The organism is Desulfosporosinus fructosivorans, assembly GCF_004766045.1.
GTDB lineage: Bacteria > Bacillota > Desulfitobacteriia > Desulfitobacteriales > Desulfitobacteriaceae > Desulfosporosinus > Desulfosporosinus fructosivorans.
Map to the genome: position 1 here is coordinate 314984 of NZ_SPQQ01000002.1, position 25754 is coordinate 340737.

General features: G+C 43.6%; 20 protein-coding genes. All 20 read right to left on the bottom strand.

Annotated elements, in window-relative coordinates; translation table 11 throughout:
• Positions 1-36: 36 nt before the first annotated feature.
• The 20 genes from E4K67_RS05775 to E4K67_RS05870 all read right to left on the bottom strand — a co-directional run bounded on the left by E4K67_RS05775 (position 37) and on the right by E4K67_RS05870 (position 25754).
• Positions 37-2106 (bottom strand): sigma-54-dependent Fis family transcriptional regulator, encoded by a 2070-nt coding sequence (locus E4K67_RS05775; protein ID WP_158408400.1) that lies wholly within the window; start codon positions 2104-2106, stop codon positions 37-39.
• Positions 2107-2367: 261 nt separating this feature from the next.
• Positions 2368-3546, bottom strand: a complete 1179-nt coding sequence (locus E4K67_RS05780) for an acetyl-CoA C-acetyltransferase (RefSeq protein WP_135545470.1) — start codon at positions 3544-3546, stop codon at positions 2368-2370.
• Between the two features lie 232 nt (positions 3547-3778).
• On the bottom strand, positions 3779-4921 hold the full coding sequence (locus E4K67_RS05785; RefSeq protein ID WP_135545471.1) for an acyl-CoA dehydrogenase: 1143 nt from the start codon (positions 4919-4921) through the stop codon (positions 3779-3781).
• A 16-nt stretch (positions 4922-4937) separates the two neighbouring features.
• Complete coding sequence (locus tag E4K67_RS05790) at positions 4938-5720, bottom strand: short-chain-enoyl-CoA hydratase (RefSeq protein ID WP_135545472.1); 783 nt, start codon at positions 5718-5720, stop codon at positions 4938-4940.
• A 171-nt stretch (positions 5721-5891) separates the two neighbouring features.
• The gene (locus E4K67_RS05795) at positions 5892-6737 is read right to left on the bottom strand and encodes a 3-hydroxybutyryl-CoA dehydrogenase (RefSeq protein ID WP_135545473.1); all 846 of its coding nucleotides are present in this window, start codon (positions 6735-6737) and stop codon (positions 5892-5894) included.
• Positions 6738-6836: 99 nt separating this feature from the next.
• Complete coding sequence (locus E4K67_RS05800; RefSeq protein ID WP_135545474.1) at positions 6837-7976, bottom strand: acyl-CoA dehydrogenase; 1140 nt, start codon at positions 7974-7976, stop codon at positions 6837-6839.
• 35 nt (positions 7977-8011) lie between these two features.
• Entirely contained in the window at positions 8012-9199 is a 1188-nt protein-coding gene (locus tag E4K67_RS05805; protein ID WP_135545475.1) for an acetyl-CoA C-acetyltransferase, read from the bottom strand.
• Positions 9200-9338: 139 nt separating this feature from the next.
• Positions 9339-10637, bottom strand: a complete 1299-nt coding sequence (locus E4K67_RS05810; protein WP_135545476.1) for an acetyl-CoA hydrolase/transferase family protein — start codon at positions 10635-10637, stop codon at positions 9339-9341.
• Between the two features lie 481 nt (positions 10638-11118).
• Complete coding sequence (locus E4K67_RS05815; RefSeq protein ID WP_135545477.1) at positions 11119-12849, bottom strand: sigma 54-interacting transcriptional regulator; 1731 nt, start codon at positions 12847-12849, stop codon at positions 11119-11121.
• Positions 12850-13059: 210 nt separating this feature from the next.
• Positions 13060-14358 carry an acetyl-CoA hydrolase/transferase family protein gene (locus tag E4K67_RS05820; RefSeq protein WP_135545478.1) on the bottom strand — a complete coding sequence of 433 codons (1299 nt, stop codon included), beginning with the start codon at positions 14356-14358 and terminating at the stop codon, positions 13060-13062.
• Positions 14359-14404: 46 nt separating this feature from the next.
• Positions 14405-15646 carry a hypothetical protein gene (locus E4K67_RS05825; protein WP_135545479.1) on the bottom strand — a complete coding sequence of 414 codons (1242 nt, stop codon included), beginning with the start codon at positions 15644-15646 and terminating at the stop codon, positions 14405-14407.
• A gap of 512 nt (positions 15647-16158) precedes the next feature.
• The gene (locus E4K67_RS05830) at positions 16159-16677 is read right to left on the bottom strand and encodes a DUF6125 family protein (RefSeq protein ID WP_135545480.1); all 519 of its coding nucleotides are present in this window, start codon (positions 16675-16677) and stop codon (positions 16159-16161) included.
• Positions 16678-16891: 214 nt separating this feature from the next.
• Positions 16892-18130, bottom strand: coding sequence for a hypothetical protein (locus E4K67_RS05835; protein ID WP_135545481.1), 1239 nt, complete (start codon positions 18128-18130; stop codon positions 16892-16894).
• A 103-nt stretch (positions 18131-18233) separates the two neighbouring features.
• Positions 18234-18998: an enoyl-CoA hydratase/isomerase family protein gene (locus tag E4K67_RS05840; protein ID WP_135545482.1), complete on the bottom strand. Its 765-nt coding sequence runs from the start codon at positions 18996-18998 to the stop codon at positions 18234-18236.
• A gap of 66 nt (positions 18999-19064) precedes the next feature.
• Entirely contained in the window at positions 19065-20393 is a 1329-nt protein-coding gene (locus E4K67_RS05845) for an acetyl-CoA hydrolase/transferase family protein (RefSeq protein ID WP_135545483.1), read from the bottom strand.
• 566 nt (positions 20394-20959) lie between these two features.
• Positions 20960-21616, bottom strand: a complete 657-nt coding sequence (locus E4K67_RS05850) for a 3-oxoacid CoA-transferase subunit B (RefSeq protein ID WP_199242472.1) — start codon at positions 21614-21616, stop codon at positions 20960-20962.
• Positions 21603-22280, bottom strand: a complete 678-nt coding sequence (locus tag E4K67_RS05855; RefSeq protein ID WP_135545484.1) for a CoA transferase subunit A — start codon at positions 22278-22280, stop codon at positions 21603-21605. The genes E4K67_RS05850 and E4K67_RS05855 overlap by 14 nt, the downstream gene beginning before the upstream one ends.
• Positions 22281-22316: 36 nt before the next feature.
• Positions 22317-23750, bottom strand: a complete 1434-nt coding sequence (locus tag E4K67_RS05860) for a sigma-54 interaction domain-containing protein (protein ID WP_158408401.1) — start codon at positions 23748-23750, stop codon at positions 22317-22319.
• Between the two features lie 344 nt (positions 23751-24094).
• Positions 24095-25234, bottom strand: a complete 1140-nt coding sequence (locus E4K67_RS05865) for an acyl-CoA dehydrogenase family protein (RefSeq protein WP_135545486.1) — start codon at positions 25232-25234, stop codon at positions 24095-24097.
• A gap of 25 nt (positions 25235-25259) precedes the next feature.
• Positions 25260-25754, bottom strand: a complete 495-nt coding sequence (locus E4K67_RS05870) for a Zn-ribbon domain-containing OB-fold protein (protein ID WP_135545487.1) — start codon at positions 25752-25754, stop codon at positions 25260-25262.

Sequence of the window (25754 nt, forward strand, 5' to 3'; positions counted from 1 at the left end):
CGCAATATTACAACTGAGTTGCAATATTGCGACGAGCTATTTTAGTAAGCCGTGTTTTAAAGCTTTACGATATATGGTACTTTTGTTCACTCCGAGTATTTCAGCTACTTTAGTCCATGATTTCCATTCTTTATAAGTCTCGGAAATAAGATATGCTTCGGCTTGGGCAACCGCATCTTGAAGCTGTGAACTATATCCCGGAAGTAGTTCTTTCTTATATATCGTTTCTGGTAACAAATCTACAGATAACTCATCTTCATTTGTCGTAATTACTAATCGTTCAATGATGTTTGCCAATTCACGAATATTTCCAGGCCAAGGATAATCGGCTAATGCATTGAGCAGTTGAGCTGAAACATGGTATTTGTGACCATAGCGACTATTTAACTTATCAACGAAATATTTTACCAAGAGTGGAATATCCTCTTGCCTCTCCCTCAAAGGCGGTAGCTCAATGGGTACAACCATTAGACGATAATATAGATCTCCCCGGAAATTACCCTCGTTAACCATCTTAGGCAGGTCACGGTTTGTGGCAGCGATTATTCTTACATTAATATCAAACGGTATTGTTCCACCAACTCTTACTATTTGTCTCTCTTGAAGTACCCTCAAGAGCTTGGACTGGAGAAGAAGCGGCATTTCAGCTACCTCGTCAAGAAATAGAGTACCGTTGTGAGCTAATTCAAACAGACCAGGTTTTCCTTCTTTTTTTGCGCCCGTAAAGGCCCCAGGATCATACCCGAACAGTTCCGATTCTAAAAGCTGTTCCGGTATTGCTGCACAATTAATCTTAATAAATGGTTTATTGATACCTTTCCCATGTTTGTGAATTAGTTTTGCAAACAATTCTTTTCCGGTGCCTGATTCCCCGGTAATTAATACAGTGGAATCGACGTTAGCTAGTTTTAAACTCAATTCTATAATCTTGCTCATACATAAGCTTCGATAAATAATCCCAGTATCCTCGGCCTGTTGAGAACGCAAATGTCTTAATTCCGTTTTGTATAGTAATGTTTGTTCTTTTGATTTCCGAAGTTGATTTTGCAGATTATAAAGTTCTGTTACATCACGCACATTGGTTACTATTCGAAATAAGTCACCGTCTTCGTCAAATATTGGATTGCCAGTTACCAAAACTTGTTTATTGGTCTTCTTTATAGTTTGGGTAATGGTAATACTCTTTCTTTTTTCCATTACCAGAATAGATACCGAATTGTCGAATACTCCTTGTTTAACTAATTCATGCATTGTTTTTCCTACGACTTCACTAGCAGAAATTCCTGTAATTCGCTGATAGGCTTCGTTGCAATTAAGCGTAAGGCATTTGCCATCGGTGATATACATACCGTCATAAGATGAATTTATAATAGATTCTAATTCTCTTATAAGCTTTTTTACAGAATCGAGTTCACTGTGAATAGCGTCCATACTCGATAAGTCCTGAAACACACAGACAGCGCCTGTAATAATACCGTTTTTTTCAACGGGAGAATAATTTGCTAGAACCGGTGTCGTATTAAGTACAACTTTTTCACCGTAAAGAGATTGTCCCGATGTTAAAATGTTTGGCATTAATGAGTACGGAATATATTCAGTTACTACGTGACCCATCAGATGATTTACTGGAATTTCAAGGATCTCGGCAACAACGCGATTGGCTAGAATAATTGTTCCACTCAAGTCAACTGCCAATATTCCATTATGGGCAGATTCAATAACAGCATGCATACGATCTTGGAGGTCATCAATGCCTGACTGTAAAGCACGCATAAAATCAATATTTCTAATGATACCTATAACTTGGTCATCACAATCTAACACCACTGCACCACTACTAGACATAGGTATTATTTCTAATTCGATGTCAGACCTTACACTAGGCATGTGTTGAGTAAGGCAACTCTTTATACTGTCATTATGAGTTAAACCACTTAGGACTTCTTTCAGCAAAGAGTCCTTTGAAACTATGCCTACGTATTTTCCTTCTTCATCAATAACTGGGACAAAATCTGTATCACTCTTTTGAAAAATATCATTTGCTTCTTTAATATTAGAGAATATTTTCAGTGGATTTATCTTACACATAATGTCAGTAGCCTTCATCTTACCAACTCCTAGTCTCAATGAAAAAGACATTCCTGTCCGCGTAAGTATCTAAGTCATTCGACATTTCCAACCATCTGCCGGATATTCAATTAACGTCACAAGGCCAATCAGTAGAAAGCATTCTCTTCCTTTTTCCAATTCTAACCGTTGCCTTTAAGATTGTCCATAGATATGCGAAAGAAGGGGCCCCGCAAGCAGAGACTCCCTTCATATCCATACACACTATTAGTAATTAATGCCCTGATTTATTACGATTTATTATCGTTCTACAATCATGGCGATCCCTTGTCCTCCACCGATACAGAGTGTGGCCAAGCCACGATGGGCATTTTTCCGTTTCATTTCGTGCAATAAGGTCACGAGAATACGAGTACCAGAAGCACCCACTGGATGGCCGATAGCAATCGCGCCACCATTCACATTCGTCTTTGCCATATCGAGTTGTAACTCTTTAGCAACTCTTAACGTTTGAGAAGCAAATGCTTCGTTTGCTTCGACTAGATCGATATCTTCAATTGTTAGTCCGGCTTTTTTTAACGCTTTACGGCTTGCAGGAATGGGACCGGTTCCCATAATGAGCGGATCCACACCTGCCGATCCCCATGAGGTGATAGTTGCAAGAGGGGTCAAGCCTAGTTCAACAGCTTTCTCTTTTGCCATAACGACTACGGCAGCAGCCCCGTCATTAATCCCCGAGGCATTTCCAGCCGTGACGGTTCCATCCTTTTTAAATGCACCTCTAAGTTTAGCAAGAGCATCATAGGTTGCACCAAAACGTGGAAATTCGTCCTGAGAGACAACGATGGGATCGCCTTTGCGTTGCGGAATGGACACGGGTACAATTTCCTCATTAAACGTTCCGGCTTTGATGGCGGCCTCCGCACGATTTTGACTAGACACCGCATACTGGTCTTGTTCTTCTCGGGAAATACCAAACTGTTCTGCAATATTTTCAGCCGTTATGCCCATATGAATATTATGCATGGCGTCGGTTAATCCGTCATTAACCATCGTATCGATTAAGCTACCATTGCCCATTCGATAACCTGTACGAGCTTTGGGAAGAGCATATGGCGATAGAGACATGCTTTCCATCCCACCTGCTATTATAATATCAGCATCTCCGGCTATAATGGCCTGAGCAGCACAAACGACAGATTTAATTCCAGATCCGCACACTTTATTCAGTGTCCAGGATGGAGTTTCCTGAGGAATTCCAGCTTTCATCGACGCCTGACGAGCTGGATTTTGTCCAAGAGCACCTTGTAGCACGTTGCCCATAATAACCTCATCAACCTGATCAGGGGTAATCGCTGCTCTTTTCATCGCTTCTGCGATGGCAATTGCACCTAATTCTGCGGCTGATATTTGTCCTAAGGCACCTAAAAAAGAACCCACAGGTGTACGTACAGCACTTACAATGACAACTTCTCTCATTAAATAGTCAACTCCTTAAATAAATTACTAATTATGCAAATCATAATCTAAGACTGTCACTCTATTTAGCGAAGTGCCTTGAGAGGTACTTCGCTAAATTTACTGTAGTCTATATAAACAGTTTCTTAATTATAACAAGTTAACACAGAAAGGCATAACAATGGTTGATCCACTGAGACTCCTACTAAAGTGGGGGTATACTCCCCCCCACTTAGTTAAACTACTTCACTTACTATTCTTTAAGGATAAAACTACTGATTACAATTCGTTGTATCTCATTAGTCCCTTCATAAATCTCCGTAATTTTGGCATCCCGCATCATACGTTCAACAGGATAATCCCTTGTATAGCCATATCCTCCGTGGAGTTGAACTGCCATTGTAGTTACTGCCATAGCAGTCTCGGAAGCGAACATTTTAGCCATTGCGGAAGCCTTGCCAACCGGTTTATGTTGGGAAGCCAAATAAGCTGATTGATATACTAGGAGACGGGCAGCTTCAATTTGTGTGGCCATGTCAGCCAGTTTAAATTGAGTGTTTTGAAATGAAGCAATTGGTTTGCCAAACTGTTCTCTTTCTTTGGTGTATTTACGAGCTTGCTCATAAGCGCCTTGGGCGATTCCTAAGGCTTGGGAAGCGATGCCGATTCTTCCAAAATCAAGTGTCTGCATCGCAATTTTGAATCCTTGCCCCTCAGCGCCAAGCAAGTTTTCCGCGGGAACACGAACATCTTCAAACACTAATTCAAAGGTAGCCGATGAACGGATCCCCATCTTTTTCTCTTTTTTCCCGAAGGAGAAGCCAGGCATACCTTTTTCGAGGATAAAGGCGGCAATGCCTTTATTTCCTTTGCTTTTATCCATTTGAGCAGTAACTATATACACATCTGCATAAGAGGCATTAGTAATAAAGATTTTACTGCCGTTTAGTATGTAATCGTCACCATCACGCACAGCCATTGTTCGCGTCCCTGAAGCATCTGAGCCAGCCATCGGTTCTGTCAAGCCGAAGGCGCCGAGTTTTTCACCAGAAGCCAAAGGAGTCAAATATTTTTTCTTTTGCGCTTCTGTCCCAAACAGAGCTATTGGATTGCAACATAAGCTAGCATGGGCTGAAATGGTAACCCCTACAGACGCATCGACCCGAGATAGTTCCTCTACAGCAATCGCATAAGAGATATAGTCTGCTCCTACACCGCCGTATTCTTCAGGGAAGGTAATCCCCGCAAGGCCTAATGCGCCCGCTTTTTTCCATATCTCCACCGAAAATTCTTCGGTCTCATCACGTTCTTCCGCTCCCGGGCCACATTCCTTCTCAGCAAAATCCCGAACCATTTTACGCATCATGATGTGGTCTTCTGTTAAATCAAAAATCATTTCAATCCATCCTCTCTTATTTCCCTTCAAAAACGGGTTTACGTCGTTCTAAAAAAGCTGCACACCCCTCTGTTTGATCTTGTGTGCTAAATGTCAGCCCGAAAACTTCTGCTTCATAAGCTTGGGCACTGTCTAGGTCCATGTTACTCCCACGCTGGATGGCACTTTTACTTAGCTGTACAGCGGCAGGTGCACGACCTGCAATTCGGTTCGCGAGTTTTTGGGCCTCTTCCATAAGAGTTTCTAAAGGATAAACATGGTTCACCAAGCCTATACGATAAGCCTCTTGGGCATCGATGAGGTCTCCTGTAAATAGTAGCTCGCTCGCTATTCCTGTCCCTACGAGGCGGGGTAAACGTTGAGTGCCTCCAAATCCAGCCGTGAGTCCCAGCGTTACTTCTGGTTGACCAAATTTCGCAGTTTCACTCGCCAAACGTATATCGCAGGCCATCGCTAACTCGCATCCACCCCCTAAGGCAAATCCATTGATAGCGGCGATCACAGGTTGAGGTAATAGTTCCAGCTTTCGAAAGGTTGCTTGGCCTAATTGTCCAAAACGTCGGCCTTCAAGAGAGTTAAGGTCTTTCATTTGCGCTATGTCTGCGCCAGCGACAAAAGCCTTCTCTCCATTCCCGGTAAGTATGACCACTTTGACACTGGAATCCCTCCCAAGCTCATCGAGCACAGTGGACAGTTCCGTCAGCGTGTCAGCGTTTAAGGCATTTAAGGCCTTCGGTCGATTGATGGTTAGGACGGCGATCGCACCGTTTTGTTCTAGGATAAGATTGGTATACTCCACGTTTTATACCTCCTCTTTATCACCCATTTTGAGACTCTCCTTCTATAGGTGGGAGTAATCCCATGTCTTAAAGTGGGATTAGTAATCCCCCCTGTCTTGCTGAGGGTTAACTCCCCCACCGAAGTCTCGCTGTTCAGCTTTACTGAACTCGTTCACTGAACGGCCTTGGAATTAGACTCCGTAATTATAGAAGCCACGCCCAGATTTTCGTCCGAGCCAGCCTGCTTTCACGTATTTACGGAGTAACGGGCATGGGCGATATTTATCCCCTAGGCCTTCATGAAGAACTTCCATAATGGATAGGACGGTATCCAGTCCGATTAGATCCGCTAACGCCAACGGGCCCATAGGGTGGTTCATGCCTAATTTCATAACATTATCAATTGCCTCTACTGTAGCTATACCCTCATAAAGTGTGTAGACTGCTTCATTGAGCATAGGGATTAAGACCCTGTTAGCGACAAATCCCGGAGCATCATTAACTTCCACGGGTGTTTTACCCATGGCTAGGCTTAAGGTTTCGATCGTTTTATAGACTTCGTCACTGGTAGCCAGGCCACGAATTACCTCGACGAGCTTCATTACTGGAACGGGATTCATAAAGTGCATACCAATTACGCGATCCGGACGTTTGGTGAATGCTGCGATCTCAGTAATCGGCAAAGAAGATGTATTGGTTGAAAGTATCGTGTGCTTTGGGCAAATGACATCCAGTTGAGAAAAAACTTGAGCTTTTATGGCCATATTTTCCACCGCGGCTTCGATGACTAAGTCGGCCGTTGCAGCGTCTTGAAGAGAGGTCGATTTAGTAATACGACTTAGAGCAGCCTCTTTATCTTCAGACGCAAGTTTTCCTTTTTCTACGCTCCGGCTGAGGTTCTTCTGAATGATTCCAAGACCCCGCATGACAAATTCATCTTTGATATCATTTAAAATGACAGAGTAGCCTGCTTGGGCAGCAACCTGAGCGATCCCTCCCCCCATTTGTCCAGCCCCTATAACCATGATTGTTTTCATAACTTACCCTCCATTTTCTTGACTAGACTCATTTTCTTCCTCATGAACTTAAATCCTATCCCGGGACTCCCACTTAGTTAAACGAGTCACTGGAATCCTCTAAGCTCTTAAATGTTTTGCAATAACAATCCTCTGAATCTGATTAGTTCCCTCGTAAATTTGCGTAATCTTGGCATCCCGCATGTAGCGCTCAACCTTGTACTCCTTACAATATCCATACCCACCGAAAATTTGCACTGCATCTGCCGTTACCTTGACCGCTGTATCACTGGCGAACATCTTAGCCATTGAGGCTTGTTTGCCATAGGGTAGCCCGGCCATTCGAAGGGAGGCTGCCTGATAAACTAATAGTTTTGCTGCTTCAATTTGGGTTGCCATATCTGAAAGCATAAATTGAATTCCTTGAAAGTTGCCAATGGCTTGTTTGAACTGCACCCGCTCCTGCGAATACGCGAGTGCTGCTTCAAGCGCCGCCTCAGCGATCCCCAAAGCTTGAGCACCGATTCCGATCCGTCCACCATCCAGAAGACTCATCGCGACCTTGAAGCCTTGGCCTTCCGCTCCCAAAAGATTTTCTACGGGCACCATAGCATCTTCAAAGATCAGTTCACACGTTGCTGAGCCATTCAGACCCATCTTCTCTTCCTTTTTCCCAACTTTAAAGCCCGGTGTATCCTTATCCACCAGAAATGAAGTGACTCCATGGGGCCCTTTAGCACGATCTGTGGAGGCCATAACCAAATAGACATCCGCATAACCAGCATTCGTGATAAAGCGCTTTGTACCATTCAGGATGTAATGGTCTCCTTTACGCACGGCCGTCGTTTGAAGGCTCGACGCATCCGAACCAGCATTGGCTTCTGTTAGAGCAAACGCCCCAATGAACTTTCCACTGGCAAGCTTTGGCAGATATTTTTGTTTTTGCTCTTCTGTTCCGAAATATAGAATAGGGAATGTTCCCACCGACGTATGGACCGCTAAAATTACAGCTGTAGAAGCGCATCCCTTGGCAATTTCTTCAATCGCTAAAATATAGGATAAGAAGTCTGCACCCGCACCACCGTGGCCCTCGGGGATAGGAATTCCCATGAGTCCAAGCTCACCCATTTTATGAATAGTCTCTAAAGGAAATTCATGCGTCTCATCGGTTTGCATGGCTATTGGAACGATTTCTTCTTGGACAAAATCTCGCACCATCTTCTGCATCATCAGTTGGTCCTGGTTAAACTGAAAGTCCATCCCATTTCCCCCTTCGATATCTACACCTTTTCCTTCTAGGTTCCGTACACCTCAAGCATAATTGCATCTCCCTGTGCTGCCCCACTACAGATCGCCGCAATCCCAATACCCCCTCCACGACGACGCAACTCATAAATCAAGGTCATAATAACTCTCGCTCCACTGGCCCCAATGGGATGCCCTAAGGCAATGGCCCCACCATTGACATTGACTTTAGAAGGATCCCACTTAGCAATTTTTTGACTCGTAAGGGCGACCGCCGCAAAGGCCTCATTAGCTTCAATCAGGTCAATATCCTGAATGGTCATTCCTTTTTGTTTGAGGAGTTTATTAATGGCCAAACCAGGAGTTGTGGCGATATAAGCGGCTTCTTGTGCAACACTGGCATGCCCGAGGATTGTCGCCAGCGGCTTTTTACCCATTTCCCTGGCCTTTTCCTCACTCATCAGAACCATTGCTCCAGCCCCATCATTAACACCGGGGGCGTTTCCTGCTGTGACCGTTCCGTCTTTGACAAAAATAGGCGGTAAGGAGGCGAGCTTTGCAAGGGTAGTCTCCCGGCGTGGTCCTTCATCCACTGCAAACCAAAGAGCTTCTCCCTTTCTTTGTGGAATTTCCACCGGAGCAATCTCCTCGGCGAACTTACCCAATTCGATAGCCTGAGACGCTAACTGTTGAGAACGAAACGCAAAGGCATCCTGGTCCTCCCGGGAAATCCCATACTCTTTAGCCACACTAGAACCGTGAACAGCCATGTGAACATTGTGGAAAGCACACCACAATCCATCATTGACCATCAAATCTATGATACTGTCATTGCCCATGCGATAACCAAAACGCGCTTTTTTTAAGGCAAAGGGAGCATTTGACATACTCTCCATTCCACCGGCGATAATTACATCGGCATCCCCAGCACGGATGATGGTCTCACCCAAGCTCACTGCACGCATCCCTGAAGCGCAGACTTTATTGATTGTCTCTGAGGTTACCTCCACCGGAAGTCCCGCTTTGATACTCGCTTGACGAGAAGGAACCTGGCCTGCTCCACCTTGGATAACCATCCCCATCAAGACATTATTGACAATCTCCCCAGGGATTTCCGCTCGTTTAAGTGCCTCACGAATCACATGTGCACCAAGGTCAACTGCGGGGATATCCTTGAGACTTCCGCCCATCGTGCCGAAAGGGGTCCTGGCTGCACTCACAATTACTGCTCTGGTCATTAAATCTCTCCTTTATTTTTAGTAGACTCCCACCTCTACAAGTGGGAGTGGTGGAGACTATCGTACTTGAGACTATCATACCGGAGGCTTTCCCCACCAAAGTATCAATGCTCAACTTTAGTTAAACCAGTTTACTTGTCTAACACAAGTTCATTTTCTCAGCAGCTGCCGTTAGTTCTTCACGGAAATCTGGATGAGCAATGGCAATCAGGGCATGAGCACGTTCCTTAGCAGATTTCCCCTGCAGCTGAGCTACACCGTATTCAGTCACGACATAGTTTACATCGTTTTTTGAGGTCGTTACTGCGGAACCCGCTGTTAAGATTGGTGTGATTCTTGAAATTGTTCCATTCTTGGCTGTAGAAGGAAGCACAATAAATGATTTCCCCCCTTTGGAACGATTGGCTGAGCGTACGAAGTCTGATTGCCCCCCAGTTCCACTGTAAGGGGTGCTTCCCATGCTCTCAGAACAGCATTGCCCCAGGAAATCCACTTGAATTGAAGCATTAATAGTGACTAAATTATCATTTTTTCCAGCAAGACATGGATCATTCGTAAAGTTGACAGGGTGCATCTCCACATGAGGATTGCGGTTCATAAAGTCATAAAGACGCTTTGTACCCAAAGCGAAGGTTGCGATGACTTTACCAGGTAGGTAATTCTTTTTACGGTTAGTCACCACACCACTTTCAATTAAGGTCAAGATCCCATCTCCGAACATTTCTGAGTGAATCCCTAAATCGTGTTTATTGGTGAGCTGCATCACGACAGCATCTGGAATAGCGCCGAATCCGATCTGAATCGTCGAACCATCATTAATTAAGTCTGCCACGTATTTACCAATCGCTTCCTGAACCGGGCCAATTTCAGGAAGTCCAACTTCTGTCAGTGGGGTGTCATCCTCGACAATCGCAGTAACCTCAGATATATGCACTAAGCAGTTTCCATTGGCAAAGGGAACGTTGGGATTGACCTCTACCACAACAGTCCGGGCTTCTTTAATCGCAGCCATTGTATAATCTGGTGCCAAACTGATCGAAAAATACCCATGCTCGTCCATCGGGGAACAAATTGTAAAGACTGTATCAACCGTTAAAAGTCCATCTTCAATCATCCTCGGCATTTTGCTAAAATAACTTGGGATGTAATCGATCCACCCTTCCTGAGCACCTGCCCGTGTAGCGCCTCCCAGGAAATAAGCAACATGACGGACATGGTCGACAGTTTCAGGGTCAATATACCCGAACCTTCTAAGAGGGAGAATCTGGAATACTTTCACACCATGATACTCTCGGCGATGCTCTGATAAAGCAGTTAAAAGTGCCGGTGGTTCACCAACTCCTGTTGGTACGATGAGAAAATCCCCATCCTGGACCAGTTTAATAGCCTCTACTGGTGTGCAAAGTTTCTCTTGATAAAGTTCTTGATAATTCGGCATTTTCTCTCCCCCACCCTTTAGTTATTTTTGATAGTCATGGCTTCCTAGGTTTAACTCCTGTAGTACCTAGCTTTGGTTTCGATAATTGGCCAAGTTCCGCCGCCTTTTAAACTTTGTATTCCGAATCTACTGAATTATCTTGCAATTGTCATGCCAAGGATCTAATTCGCTGTTTCTAAAGCCCAGATCAAGCCATTCATAAGGGTTAGAGGGCTTTGATTCTTATGAATCCCCGAAATGCCTTGCTCCTGAACTGTACACGATGATATACACTTTTACGCCCTAAATTTACGTCCCGCTCCTTTGTCCTCACTTTAGGCACATGTCTACCAACGGATACATGCGTCTAAAAGTTTACACATAATTCAGAATAATTCTCCAAACCAAGAAAAAACAAACTTCCTCCTAAAGTAGGGGGAATATCAGAGCTTACGCTCATGGGGCCTTGCTCACTGACTCAGTTCATTGTGAATTAAGGGAGTTAGTGTAAGTCATGTTTTTTAAGTTTCTTGTATAAACCAGCCCGGGATAAGCCTAAATTTTTTGCGGCTTGAACTTTATTCCCTTTTGCGGTTTCAAGTGCATATATGAGCGCTTCTTTTTCAACACCAGCAAGAATATTCTCCAGTGATCCTCCGACGAAGGGACGTGTTCCATGCCCAGCAAGGATTTGCAAATAACTTGGAAGATGTTTAATCTGAATTTCCGAGCCGTCAAGCATGTTAAAGGCCCGTTCAATAATATTTTCAAGTTCACGGATATTACCTGGCCAGCGGTGTTTCATCAGCACGTTTTGCGTCTCTGTTGATATATCCGTAACGGTTTGCGCGAATTGGAGATTGAATTTTTTTAAAAATGTTTGGATCAGACTTTCTATATCATCCTTCCTTTCTCGTAAGGGAGGGATGGTTAAGGTGACTACGTTTAAGCGGTAGTATAAGTCTTCGCGGAATTGCTTGTCCCGAATCATTCCTTCGAGATCACGGTTGGTGGCAGCAACTAAACGCACGTCAACTTTACGAGGTTTGTTGCTGCCTAGACGTTCAATTTCTCGCTCCTGGATAACTCTCAACAACTTAACTTGCATGCCCATCTCCATATCACCGATTTCGTCAAGGAACAACGTGCCTCCATCCGCTAGTTCGAATTTACCAATTTTCCCGCCTTTACGGGCACCTGTAAAGGCTCCTTCTTCATATCCGAACAATTCGGATTCGAGTAGATTTTCAGGAACGGCGGCACAGTTCACCTTAATATAAGCACCTTGTGAGCGAGAACTTTCTGAATGCAGGAGTTGCGCGAATAATTCTTTTCCAGTTCCACTTTCTCCCCTTAAGAGCACGGTCGAGCCCGATTTGGCAACGCGTTGGGCAGTTTGTACCAATGAAGCCATGATTGGGTTGTTCCCTTTTAATAGTTCCAGTGCCGAGTCATTTTTTTGTTGCATCGTTTTTTTATAATAATCCAGTTCGTAACGAAGCGAATCAACCTTTTTCGTTAAGGCGTAGAGTTCGTTAACATCTTTGAAAACAACTTTCCCTAAAGCTCCAACTATTTTACCGTCTTGGATAATCGGGATTCTGCTGGCGATGATTTCATGACCGTTTAAGTCATGAATATATCCAATTACAGGCTCGCCTGTTTCTAGGACATCAATAAATTTTGGGTTTTTATATACTTCCGTTATATGTTTACCCATCAAATCCTCAGGTGCTTTCTGAAAAAAATTAGCAAAAGCTTGGTTCGTCATAGTAACAATTCCTTCTTTGTTAACCACGATAAGCCCATCATAAGCCGTGTTAAGAACGACTTCAAGGGTGCGTTGGAGCTGCTTAGTCTTCTCATGCTCAATAACTAAGTTATCCAGAAAATTTTGGAGAATTGTAATGTCTTGGAATACAGCCACGGCTCCAACGAGTTCGCCATGAATATAGATTGGGGTTCGATTACTTAATAAGACAGTATTATTAACCTTCATCTGCTGAGCTAACTCAGCAATTCCGTTTTCAAATACTCGAAGTAGCCCGGTTTCAGGGAAATGGCTGGTTATTGACTCCCCCAAAAGAGTCCTTGCAGGAATTTCCAATATGTTAAACACGGCAAGATTTGCGTATATAATTTGACCTTGGAGGTTAACTGCAATGATTGCGTTATTTGTATTGTCTAGAATTTCATCAAGGGTGATCGAGTTGCATCGTCCATCCATTAACATTGCCAGGCCTCCCCAAATTTGATGTTATTAGATTATTCGACTCATAGGAGGTTATTTCCTCTTAATTAACAGATATCATACAATATAGCAATCATTCAGAAAATACGTCACAAAGCACTTCTTCACTTGAAGAAGTGCTTTGTATTCTACGTATAAGCCATCGAGACTTGTTTACTGAACACAAGCCTGGTTTTCAACATCCCGAAAGAGCTAAAGCAAGTTCATTTCCTCGGCAGCTGCCGTTAGTTCATCACGGAAATTGGGATGAGCAATGGCAATCAATGCTTGAGCCCGTTCCTTTGCAGATTTCCCCTGCAACTGAGCTACTCCATATTCCGTCACGACATAGTTTACATCATTTTTCGAGGTAGTTACTGCCGAACCTGCTGTTAGGGTCGGTGTGATCCTCGAAATTGTCCCATCCTTCGCTGTGGCAGGAAGCACGATAAAGGATTTCCCTCCTTTGGAACGATTGGCCGACCGTACGAAATCTGATTGCCCTCCAGTTCCACTGTAAGGGGTACTTCCCATGCTCTCAGAACAGCATTGACCAAGGAAATCCACCTGTATCGAAGCATTAATCGTAACTAGGTTATCGTTTTTCCCTGCTAGACATGGGTCATTTGTAAAGTTGACTGGGTGCATCTCCACATGGGGATTGCGGTGCATAAAGTCATAGAGACGCTTTGTACCCAAGGCAAAGGTTGCAATGACTTTGCCTGGTAGGTAGTTTTTGCTTCGGTTCGTCACCGCACCACTTTCAATCAAGGTCAAGATTCCATCCCCGAACATCTCCGAGTGAATCCCTAAATTATGTTTATGAGTGAGTTGCATCACGACTGCATCCGGAATAGCTCCAAATCCAATCTGAATCGTCGAACCATCGTCAATTAAGTCTGCCACGTATTTACCGATTGCCTCCTGAACTGGACCAATTTTAGGCAGTCCAACTTCTGTCAGTGGGGCATCGTCTTCGACAATCGCTGTAACCTCAGATATATGAACTAAGCAATTCCCATTAGCAAAGGGAACGTTGGGATTAACTTCTACCACAACCGTCCGGGCTGCCTTAATCGCGGCCATCGTATAATCCGTTGCCAAGCTGATCGAGAAATATCCATGTTCGTCCATCGGTGAGCAAATTGTAAAGACAGTATCAACCGTTAGAAGTCCATCTTCAATCATCCTAGGCATTTTGCTAAAATAACTTGGGATGTAATCGATCCACCCTTCCTGAGCTCCTGCCCGTGTAGCGCCTCCCAGAAAATAGGCGACATGGCGGACATGGTCGACAGTTTCAGGATCAATATACCCGAACCTCCTAAGCGGGAGAATCTGGAATACTTTCACATCCTTATACTCTCGGCGATGCTCTGACAAAGCGTTTAAAAGTGCCGGTGGTTCACCAACTCCTGTTGGCACGACAAGGAAATCTCCATCTTGGACTAGCTTAATAGCTTCTACTGGTGTGCAAAGTTTCTCTTGGTAAACTTCTTGATAATTCGGCATTTTCTCTCACCCCATAACATTTTGATTTCTTCCTAAAAGTGATTTATCAGCTAGAGCTAGAGCTTGACGTTGTTTTCGATCCAACAACATCTATATGCTCAGCTGTTGACTTATAAAAAGGTACTTTTGACATAAACCAATCGTTAAAGAGTAATGGGATGATCGACCAGAATAACCACACCAAGGGTTTATTGACATGATTAGAAAATTCAGGCTTTAGCCCTAATAATGGCAAACATATTGAGTAGTAGATGAAAAATTGGGCTATAGCAAATACAAAGACGATCCCTGTACGTGTGAACCACGCAGCAACACTTCCCCATTTCTGAGGCCAGTTGTCAAAGTAATGGTTCCAGATCAAAAACGGAAACAAGGTAAATCCAGCAAGTGTGGCGGAATTGTAATAGCGCCATGCCAGAGACGCCGGTCCGTCAGCTGCCTTCGGATCCACGGCGCCCCATACTGCACCCATTCCGAAGATCGTAAGCTTTACTGTAAGAAAGGCTAAAAGAATGATTGAAACCAGGCCAAACAACCCACTCCAAGGTTGCTTCTTCACAAGGTGCCACGGTTTTCCCGACCATACATTCGCCGTCATGAATAGGTATACAACCATCCATTCCCAGACCCCTATTACATAGTTCAAATGCGAAACTCCATCAATTACCCCCCACCAAGGAGCTGCTGCTGCAAGAGGTTGCTTTAAAACTACGCTTACATAGAACGGGTAAATAAGTGCTCCATAGGCAAAGAGTGTCACCACTGTTGTGAATCCCCACTCTGCAAATCCGAGGGAAGGCTGGGTAAGTTTACCACCCCAAGGCCACTTTTTGAAGAGTATTGACCAGAACGAATAAGTCACAAAACCAATTAATACAAACATCGTAAGAGCGCCACCGACGTATTCTTTGGCAAGTTCTTCTGTTATACCTCTTGCCACTAGGGCGTCAACACTCCAAAGTGGAAGGATAAGTTTACCAAGAAATCCTTGAAAGATCCCATAGATAATTACATAGACCACCGCAATGTTTATACAGATTTCCACAATTCCGCGTGTTACTGGTTTAAGCTTAGCAAATGGCCAATCTCCAAACATAATATGTTGCCATATTCCCACTAAAAGCATCCATGCTAGAAACTCAAGCATAGGATGTTCATAGTTCTTAAAAATCCCATGAGGAGATGCAAAAATAAACCAAGTTATTAGTGCTATGAGTAAAAATGAAGCCGTAGCTAAAATACCGGTTAAGGGTTGTCCCCAACGAGGTTTAGAACTGAGATCTGACATTGACATTCCTCCTCTTGAAATTTCTGTTGGCTAAAATGTGTATGAATACTAGAATTTCGAATAATGCGATTGATGACAATTCGTAAGTTCGTTCAGCTTTCCTCCTTTCTCCCAATTTATGCCCCCAGATGTTAGTTAATTCGGAATCTACAGAATTATCTTGCAATTATCGCGCCAAGGAACTCTATCAAGATATATTGAGCTTGATTTATGCTATTTTGAAGGGTTATAGACCTTTTTTCCATATCAATCCTATAAAATCCTCACTCCAATGATGTATACTAAAGTTTACACCTTTTAACACTTAGCTCGCACTATACTTGCGTATCAGCCCTTTCGTCATATGTCTACTGATAGATACATGTATCCGAACGTCTACATTCCAAATTAGTCCTTTTCAGAGCCTAGAAAATATCATAGGCCTTTTTATTAGGATTGGTCAAAACCTATACCCGTAAAACAAACATCCTCCCACTTTTGTGGCAGGATGTTTATTTTCTAAATCAAAAAAATCAGTCTGTGTCTAAGGTAAATGTCCACCCACAATAGAACTCTTCTGGATGGGGGTCTGGTGGACAAGCAATGCAACTCGTCTTAATTCGAGAGTCAATCGTAGCAGCAAATAACGAGTATTCAACTTCTCCAACCGGCTTACAAGGGTGATCAGGAAGATTTTTTCGTTTTCGGGCAGATTGGACACGACAATCGAGCATTTTAAAGATTAATGTGCGGTCGTCCGGTCTAGAGCATTCTTGAACATTTAGAAAGGCATATAGTCGGAACTTGAGTGCTCTTTCCAATGCGTCTAGTCCCCCATTTTTAGGCAACTCAAGGAAAGCCATAATCCTTTTTGCCTCAATGACAGTAAACCTTCTCCAAGCCTCGATATCACGTTCCACCGCTTCGTCAAGTCCTCGCACTTGCTCTATCGCTTGGAACCATAGTCCATCGTGCGCTAACCAACGTTTTGCGAAGTCTTCTAGTAGTTCAAGAGCTTGATCTCGGGTTAAATCTTCTTTAGAGTTTAACATTCCAACCCCTCCTCTGTCATTTTTCAGTTCATTATATTTAAACTATTTTGTATATTCAGATATCATTCTCTGCTGGGAACTCAATTCCTGCTTTCCAAGATAATACTTTTCTCTAAACTGTTCAAAACATAATTATTAAATCCATTTCCGATCTGCCTATCCAATTAGATATGATCACCAAAGAACGTATAGTAAAAGCATGAAAGTTGGTATTTTAAGTAGAACTTGACGTTGTTTTGGATCCAATCACATCCACACATTCTGCTGTCGCCTTATAAAAAGGATATTTCCCCATGAACCAATCGTTGAAGAGTAACGGGATAATAGCCCAGAATAACCAAACTAAGGGTTTGTTAACATGATTAGAGAGTTCTGGCTTCAGTCCCAATAAAGGCCAACATACCGCATAATAGATATAAAACTGAGCTACCGCAAGTGCAAAAACCCCAATTGTTCGAATGAACCAACCAACAACGCTTCCCCATTTTTGAGGCCAATTATCAAAATAATGGTTCCAAATCAAAAAGGGAAATAAGGTAAATCCAGCTAGGGAGGCGGAATTGTAATAGCGCCATGCTAAGGATGTTGGCCCATCACTGGCTTTAGGATCTACTGCCCCCCATACTGCTCCCATTCCTGATACACTAATTTTTACAGAAACATAGGCCAACAGAATGATCGAGGCCAATGCAACAAGCCCGCTCCAAGGCTGTTTTTTAATTAGATGAAACGGTTTTCCCGACCATACATTTGCAGTCATGAACAAGTAAACAACCATCCATTCCCAAATCCCAACAATATAGTTCAGGTGGGAAACCCCATCAATCCCCCCCCACCAAGGAGCTTGCGCTGCCAAAGGTTGTTTTAAAGCTACTGCTACATAAAAGGGATAAATAAGACATCCGTAGGCAAAGATCGTTACCACTGTAGTAAGCGACCACTCCGCCAAGCCTGCAGAAGGACCGTCTATTTTACCTGCCCACGGCCACTTTTTAAAGATAATCGTCCAAAACGCATACGTGAAAAAGCCCATTAACACCACCATTGTAAGAGCCCCGCCGACGTACTCTTTGGCAAGTTCTTCAGTGAGTCCCCTAACCACTAATGCATCTACACTCCACAGAGGAAGTATGACTTTACCGAGGAACCCTTGGAAGATGCCGTAGATAATGACGTAGGTCATCACGATGTTGATACAAATCTCCACGCTCCCTCGGGTCACTGGATTTTTGATCTTTGCAAATGGCCAATCTCCAAATAGCATATGTTGCCAAAGACCCACTAAAATCATCCAAGCCAAAAATTCAAGCACAGGATGTTCATAGTACTTAAAGATTCCCTGGGGTGACGCAAAAATGAACCAAGTTACAAGTGCGACAAGTAATAGAACAGCTGTAGAAATGATACCAGTTAAAGGCTGCCCCCATCGAGGTTTAGAACTGTGATCTGCCATCGATATTCCTCCTATTCATTTAGTTTAATATTAAGGTCTAAATCCACATTATGGTAATTTCCTTTGCTACGTTCAACGATAGCCTTCCTTCTTGGAAGCTACCTTAAAGCTTGGGCTTGCGTTTTTCCAAAAAGGCAGTCATACCTTCCCGTTGCTCAGGAGAAGCAAAACACAACCCAAATAAAGCCGCCTCGAGCTGCAACCCTTCATTTAGGGAGCTCTGCAATCCATGCTCAATCGCCTCTTTGGCTAATCGAATTCCATTAGGTGATCCACTTGCTAAGCTTAGAGCCAGAGCATCGACTCGTTCTGTGAGCTGATCGTGAGGTACTACTTCATTTACGAGCCCCATCGCTAATGCTTGCTGAGCGCTAAATTGATTACCTGTAAGAATCATTTGTTTTGCATTGCCTGGACCAATTAATCTAGTTAAGCGTTGTGTACCGCCGAACCCCGGGATTATGCCTAGCTTCACCTCAGGTTGTGCAAAACAAGCTTTTTCACTTGCAATTCTCAGGTCACAAGCTATGGCTAATTCTGTGCCACCACCCAGAGCATAACCTTGAATTGCCGCAATTGAGGGACACCTTAACTCCGAAATGGTCGAAAAAACACTTTGACCAAGTTTAGCCCATTTTTCACCTTCAAGAGGGGTCATAGAAGACATATAGCTTATATCTGCGCCAGCAACAAAGCTCTTAGTACCGCCACCCATAAAAATTGCAACCCTTATATCTTCATTTTTTTGTATGGTATCAACAGCATCCTTTATTTGAAGTAAAATGCTCTCATTCATGGCGTTGAAGGCTTCAGGTCGGTCAATTACAATCCGAGCAATATGATGATCGATAGAAAGGGTAACACTCATAACCTTCCACTCCTTGTTTTTTCTTGATTGGAATTCATAGAAGTGTAACCATAAGGGTGAAACGCCCTAGGTTTTAACGCGCCAAATCTTAAGTTTTTTTGCCTCAGCAATTAATTCTTCCCTGAAATCAGGATGAGCAATTGAAATCAAAGCTTCTGCTCGTTGCCAAGTCGACAACCCTTTAAGATTGACCTTACCATACTCTGTGACGATGAAATGGACGGTCGTCCTAGTATCTGTAATCACAGCACCCAGTGTCATAAGCGCTTTGATGCGGGACTTAACTTGCCCTTGTTTATCTTTATAAGTGGAGGGTAAACAGATAAAACTTTTGCCTCCTTTCGAATTGTATGCGGCTTCCACAAAATCAAGCTGACCACCAGAACCACTCATCATATTAGAGCCTGCTGATTCTGAACATACTTGACCAGTCAAGTCGATCTCCAAACAACTATTGATGGAAATTAGATTGTCATTTCGCGAAGCATTACAGGGATGATTAGTGTAATCCACAGGATAAGCGGCTAGTGATGGATTATTCTTCATAAAATCATATAGTTTCTGGGTTCCCGCCGCGAAGGAAAAAGTGATTCTACCTCGATCAAGTTGTTTGCACGATCCATTAACTCTTCCGTTTTCAACCATATCCACAAATCCATCTACTAACATTTCCGTGTGAATCCCTAAGTCCTTAAGATCCGATTCAGCAATCATCTGTCCTAATGCATTCGGCATTCCTCCAATTCCCAACTGAATACAGGCTCCGTCCTTAATCTCAGACAATACATATCCGGCGATTTGTTTATCTATTTCAGAGGCAGGGGCCGAAGGTAATTCAGGAAGTCCTCTGTGCCCTCCTTCAACAACATAATCCACTTTTGAGATATGGACCATATGATCATACCCTCCATGGACACTGGGCATATCTTCATTAACTTCAACGATGACTGTACGAGCCTTTTCAATCGCTGCCGAATAATGCGATACCGTAACCCCAAAGCTGAAGTACCCATGTTCATCCATTGGCGCAACTTGAATAGCGACAACATCTGTCTGTAAATTCTCGCGGAGCCACCGAGGAACCTCTGAATATTTGATAGGAATGTAATACGCTTGACCATTTTGAACTAATATTCGTTCGCGCCCGCTGAGGTGCCAACTATTCCAAGTAAAATGCTCTCCTGTTGGGTCGCTCTCCAGAATAGCCGACGGCTTCATAAGCACAGCTGCACGAATATTAACATCTTGAAGTTCCTCTGTCCTCCTGGCTAAAGCCTCCTCTAATAAACACGCCATACTTGCAGCCCAAGAAAATTCAATCCAATCTCCACTGCGAACGAGTTTTACGGCTTCATCGGCAGAGACACACTTTCTCCGATACTCTTCACTGTACATAAATACCCTCCTTTACCTTTTTACCCAGACCCTTGTTTAATTCCTCCCTTGGAAATATATTCAACATACCTCGCAATCCCTTAGCCATCTACGTAAGATGGACAATAGTTCGATTAAATTAAGTTTGAGCGATGATGATTATTTTTTATAGCACCCCCTTCCTGCTTATAGTAGTTAGATTAAAGCAAGAGTTATGCCACAATACTGAATATTCAGAAATATCGCGTCTAGCCTTTGCTCCATACCTTTGAGACTAATTGCTATCACATATCTGTTGAGGACCTAGGCATATTAGCCCAGGCAAAGTTACCTATTCACCGCATTTTTGCGATTGCTCAAACCCAGTATGCCAATTAAGCCGATACTATCGGATCTATATCGACAGAGGTGAACAGAATATTCTAATCATCTGTGGGATACATTCCTAACCTCAAGCTATAGTTACCATAACTTCAGAACATATAGGAGTAAAGCCCATACTATTTTATAGCACAGGCTTGATATAAAATGTTAATTATTTCTCTTATGCAATATTTCTATACTATGATTTCAACTGAAAACATAAGTCATACTGCGACTTTTTCTGGAGTAATCAGAATCGCCTCTGTACAAGCTTGCACTTCCTCGAAGGTTAAGCCCGGTGCCATCTCCTTAAGAACTAAACCCAGGGGAGTAACTTCTATGACCCCCATATCCGTGACAATTAGATTAACTTGTTTTGCTGCCGTCAAAGGCAATGTGCACTTTTTCAGGATTTTTAAGCCTCCATTTTTAGTAGCGTGCTCCATGGCAACAATAACTCGTCGCGCACCAACTACTAGGTCCATTGCTCCACCCATTCCAGGAACCATCTTCCCTGGAATCATCCAGCTCGCTAAATTTCCTTCTTCGTCCACTTGAAGAGCTCCTAATACTGTAGCATCCACATGACCGCCCCTAATGATGGCAAAAGACATAGCACTATCAAAACTGCAACCGCCCGGTAAGATGGTAGCATATTGCCCTCCGGCATTAACTGTATCAGGATCTTCTTTTCCGACTTCCGGAGCAGGACCAACACCCATGTATCCGTTTTCGGATTGTAGAATAATTTTTATTCCTTCGGGTAGAGCGTTTGCAACCTTAGTCGGGATCCCGATCCCTAGGTTAACAACATCTCCGTTTTTAAACTCTCGAGCCACTCGTTTTACTAGCCACCTCATCCTTGCTTCATTGTCCAACATGGGTCACCTCCCGCGGCTGTTTCTGAACTAAAAAATCAACAAAAATACCTGGTGTCATGACCTCGTCCGGGTCAATTTCTCCAATTTCAACAATGTTATCCACTTGAGCGATAACTAAATCAGCCGCCATTGCCATTACAGGATTAAAATTCCGAGCAGCACGACGATAAACGAGATTCCCAGCCTTATCCGCTTTATAGGCATTTAATAATGCCACATTAGCGCGAACAGGGAGTTCCAGAAGATACTCGCTACCATTGACAACAAGCTTTTGCTTACCATCCTCCACGATCGTTCCAATTCCAGTTGGAGTCAAAATTCCTCCTAAACCCGCGCCCGCTGCTCTAATTTGCTCGACTAACGTACCTTGGGGTACAAGCTTTACAACAAGCTCACCAGCTGACATTTGCCTCCCAGTTTCTTTATTAGTGCCAATGTGAGTTGCGATGAGTTTACTAACGCAACGTTGTACAATGAGTTGGGACATCGCATCCCCGAGAATACCTGTATCATTGGCGATAAGGGTCAGCCCATTGACTTCCTTACGACAGATTTCTTCCAATAGTTCATTGGGTGCTCCACACCCGATAAACCCTCCCACCATGATGGTCATTCCATTCTCGAGCTTGCTAATCGCTTCGTTTAGACTTATTACATTTGTCATTTGTAATCTCAACCTCCCTAACACTGCAAACGATACTTATACAGGCATCTCCACCGTTGATGTTGCAACTCGTTTAATCCCCAGCTTTTTGCATTTTCGCAAAAGGGTTGAGATGTCAATACCAAGAGCCTGAGCGGCAGGACCGAGGTGGTCGTTTTGCTGAAAAGCTTGCACAATCAATTGACGTTCTGTGGCTGCCACCGCCGCCTTCAACGGGATTATTTCCTGCTCGTTAGGATGTAAGATATCGATATCCGCTAAAACCATAGTCGGACTTACCCTCCTGATTTTCTCAGGCAAATCTATTTTCTTAATCAAGCTACTCTGACCAAGTACGACCAACCGTTCCACAATGTTCTCCAACTCGCGCACATTGCCTGGCCAAGAGTATTCGTATAAACAGTCCATAGCCTCTGGAACAAAACTTACATTGCGATTATATTTCTGACAAAATTTATTCAGGAAGGATATGGTTAACACAAAAATATCGTCTTTGCGTTCCCGCAGAGGTGGAATAGCGACAGGTATGACATTTAACCGATAATAGAGATCTTTCCGAAACGTCCCCTCCTCCACCATCTTCTCCAGATTCCGATTAGTGGCACATACGAACCGAATGTCCATCGACAGAGGCGTAGTTCCTCCAACACGAAGAATTTTATGGTCCTGTAGTACACTAAGCAGTTTTACCTGGAGAAGCAGGGGTAACTCGCCAATCTCGTCCAAGAAGACTGTACCGTGGTTGCCCTGATCCAACAATCCAGCCTTGCCTTCTCGTAGTGCCCCTGTGAAGGATCCTCCCTCATAGCCAAATAATTCTGATTCTATTAATGAGGATGGAATGGCACTGCAATCCACCTTTATGAATTTCCCTTTAGTACTACGAGTGCTATGCTCATGAAGCAGGGAAGCGATTAACCCTTTTCCTACACCCGACTCACCGTAGATCAGCACTGTTGCGTCAGAATCCCCGATCCTTGGCAGCTCATCCAAGATACTCTGCATTTTAGGGTCACGAACCGTAATTTTCTGTTCGTCGTTATTCAATGCAGGATTGTAGCTTACTAGAATTTCCCGGTATTGCTTATTAAGCTGTTTAGAACGTTTTAAATCATCCTTCAAGGAGTTCAGTTCGCTTAAATCACGCACCTCGCAAACCACGTTGAAAAAGTTTCCAGCATCGTCAAAGACTGGGTTTCCTGTTACTAAGGCCTCGCAACCACTGGGAAAGACGGTTATTATAGACACTCGCTGCCGGGTACGAATGACCTCCAGTGTCGCCGATTCCGATATCAAGTTATCGTCGATCAGAGTGCTAACGTTTCGATCCACCACGTTTATAGGAATCCCAGTGATACGTAGGAAGGCTTCATTATGAGCAATACAGTATCCATTGGAATCCGTTATATAGATGCCATCGCTAATGGAACTTATCATAGCTCGAAACGTCATTTCGGGACACCAGCTCATCTCTTTATACCCCCTACTCCAACCAAGCATCCTTATGACTGCAAAATTTTTTCTTCACGACATAGCCTTCTTATATTTCGTGATGATAGGCTAACGAAAAATCAGACTAAAAGTTGTGCCATGATATTGAATATTCGGAAATATTATGTGTGAGGCCCAGACATTCAGGGCTCAGCGCCCAAATGTCATTGCAATTCGTCCTAAGACATAGGCAACTTAGCACAGGCAAAGTTGCCTATACAAGGCATTTACGCCAATGATACTGCTAGCCAATCCCTAGCCTTTAGCATTTGTGCAAAAGTGCCGAGATGTCAATACAGTTACAGCTCCCAAATTAAAGCCTTTTACCTGCAACCCAACATCCTTGCGATAACTATACGTTGAATTTCTGACGTACCCTCCCCAATTTCAAGTAACTTGGCATCTCGCAGATATCTTTCAACGTGATAATCTTTCATATATCCATATCCACCGTGAATCTGGATGGCCTCTAGTGAGTTCTTGACTGAAGTTTCTGAAGCATGCAGTTTGCCCATAGCTGATTCTTTTCCAAAAGGCAAGCGGGCATCTTTAAGGCTTGCCGCCCGCAAAATCATTAGTCGCGATAATTCCGTTTGGGTAGCCATGTCAGCCAGTTTGAACTGTATGGCCTGAAAACTACTTAGAGTTTTCCCAAATTGCATTCGCTCCATGGAATACTTCAAAGCCTTATCAAGTGCACCTTGCGCAATGCCCACTCCCATTGCGCCTATGCTAATCCTACCACCGTCTAATATCTTCATGAATTGACGAAAACCATTGTTTTCCTCACCTAAGAGATTTTCTGCTGGAATTTCAACATCCTCAAAAACAAGTTCCGTAGTGTTGGAAGCATGGAGTCCCATTTTGTCATAAGGCGTGTTAATCTGGAATCCTGGAGTACCTGGTTCCACTAAAAAGGAACTTATCCCACGGGTTCCTTTCGAAGAGTCGGTAAGAGCTGTTACAGTAACAACTCCCGAATAACTTGCATTGGTAATAAAACACTTCGAGCCGTTGAGTACCCACCCTTTGTCCGTTCGACGAGCTCTGGTTCTCGTACCGCCTGAGTCAGAGCCTGCCCCAGGCTCTGTTAAACCAAAGGCTGCCAAATATTTTCCACTAAATAAGGAAGGTAGGTATTTTTCCTTCTGCTCAGGAGTACCGAAGTAGTATATCGGACTTATCCCGAGCGAAAGTAATGCTGCATAAGTGATCCCTGTCGAGGCACATACCCGGGATAGTTCCTCAACAGCTAGTGCATAACTGACCGTGTCTCCACCCGTTCCTCCTACATCCTCTGAAAATGGTAGCCCTAAAAGTCCAAGTTCACCCATCTTTTTAATTATTTCCAGTGGGAATTCACCCGTACGATCACGTTCCTCTGCTCCAGGCTCTACAACATCATCGGCGAAGGAACGAACCATTGCACGCAATGCTTTTTGATCTTCTGTTAAACCAAACATTTAACTCTACCTCCTTCAGTTCCTATCAAGTGGGAACAAAATAGACATCAGTGGGTTTGAACTGACTCAAGCGTTTAAACTTCGCCTGAATATCCATACCGATTTTGACATCTTCTGGAGCTACTCCAATTAGGCGAGACAAGAAAAGAGTGTCAACCCCGGGCCATTCGACCATAATGAGGGTAAATGGCGTTTCTGCGAGAAATTCTTGTCCCCCGAAATAACACGTCGTATAGGTATGCACTTTTCCCTTCAACGGTAACTGCATCCATTCTGTCTCTGCTCCGCAGGTCATGCAGTGACTACGGGGGGTCGCAAACGTACCATCGCACTTCGTGCATTTACTCCCTTTGAGCTCTCCTTTCGTTAAGCCCTCAAAAAAGGGTGAGTCTTGAGCATAGCTATGAATGTAATCCACTTCATAGTGGTATTTCATGACGATGGGATCGATGTTATATAGAACACATCCTTGTTCGACTTCTTCCATCTTGGTTGGCAATGCAACTTTCTTTTCACTCAT

Bases quoted from the DNA above. Each gene is read 5' to 3' on its own strand.
- E4K67_RS05840 (WP_135545482.1), bottom strand. From the start codon at position 18,998: ATGAGTGTTACCCTTTCTATCGATCATCATATTGCTCGGATTGTAATT.
- E4K67_RS05795 (WP_135545473.1), bottom strand. From the start codon at position 6,737: ATGAAAACAATCATGGTTATAGGGGCTGGACAAATGGGGGGAGGGATC.
- E4K67_RS05855 (WP_135545484.1), bottom strand. From the start codon at position 22,280: ATGACAAATGTAATAAGTCTAAACGAAGCGATTAGCAAGCTCGAGAAT.
- E4K67_RS05805 (WP_135545475.1), bottom strand. From the start codon at position 9,199: ATGACCAGAGCAGTAATTGTGAGTGCAGCCAGGACCCCTTTCGGCACG.
- E4K67_RS05845 (WP_135545483.1), bottom strand. From the start codon at position 20,393: ATGTACAGTGAAGAGTATCGGAGAAAGTGTGTCTCTGCCGATGAAGCC.
- E4K67_RS05800 (WP_135545474.1), bottom strand. From the start codon at position 7,976: ATGGACTTTCAGTTTAACCAGGACCAACTGATGATGCAGAAGATGGTG.
- E4K67_RS05780 (WP_135545470.1), bottom strand. From the start codon at position 3,546: ATGAGAGAAGTTGTCATTGTAAGTGCTGTACGTACACCTGTGGGTTCT.
- E4K67_RS05810 (WP_135545476.1), bottom strand. From the start codon at position 10,637: ATGCCGAATTATCAAGAACTTTATCAAGAGAAACTTTGCACACCAGTA.
- E4K67_RS05775 (WP_158408400.1), bottom strand. From the start codon at position 2,106: ATGAAGGCTACTGACATTATGTGTAAGATAAATCCACTGAAAATATTC.
- E4K67_RS05785 (WP_135545471.1), bottom strand. From the start codon at position 4,921: ATGATTTTTGATTTAACAGAAGACCACATCATGATGCGTAAAATGGTT.
- E4K67_RS05830 (WP_135545480.1), bottom strand. From the start codon at position 16,677: ATGTTAAACTCTAAAGAAGATTTAACCCGAGATCAAGCTCTTGAACTA.
- E4K67_RS05835 (WP_135545481.1), bottom strand. From the start codon at position 18,130: ATGGCAGATCACAGTTCTAAACCTCGATGGGGGCAGCCTTTAACTGGT.
- E4K67_RS05850 (WP_199242472.1), bottom strand. From the start codon at position 21,616: ATGTTGGACAATGAAGCAAGGATGAGGTGGCTAGTAAAACGAGTGGCT.
- E4K67_RS05860 (WP_158408401.1), bottom strand. From the start codon at position 23,750: ATGAGCTGGTGTCCCGAAATGACGTTTCGAGCTATGATAAGTTCCATT.
- E4K67_RS05815 (WP_135545477.1), bottom strand. From the start codon at position 12,849: ATGTTAATGGATGGACGATGCAACTCGATCACCCTTGATGAAATTCTA.
- E4K67_RS05865 (WP_135545486.1), bottom strand. From the start codon at position 25,234: ATGTTTGGTTTAACAGAAGATCAAAAAGCATTGCGTGCAATGGTTCGT.
- E4K67_RS05825 (WP_135545479.1), bottom strand. From the start codon at position 15,646: ATGTCAGATCTCAGTTCTAAACCTCGTTGGGGACAACCCTTAACCGGT.
- E4K67_RS05870 (WP_135545487.1), bottom strand. From the start codon at position 25,754: ATGAGTGAAAAGAAAGTTGCATTGCCAACCAAGATGGAAGAAGTCGAA.
- E4K67_RS05820 (WP_135545478.1), bottom strand. From the start codon at position 14,358: ATGCCGAATTATCAAGAAGTTTACCAAGAGAAACTTTGCACACCAGTA.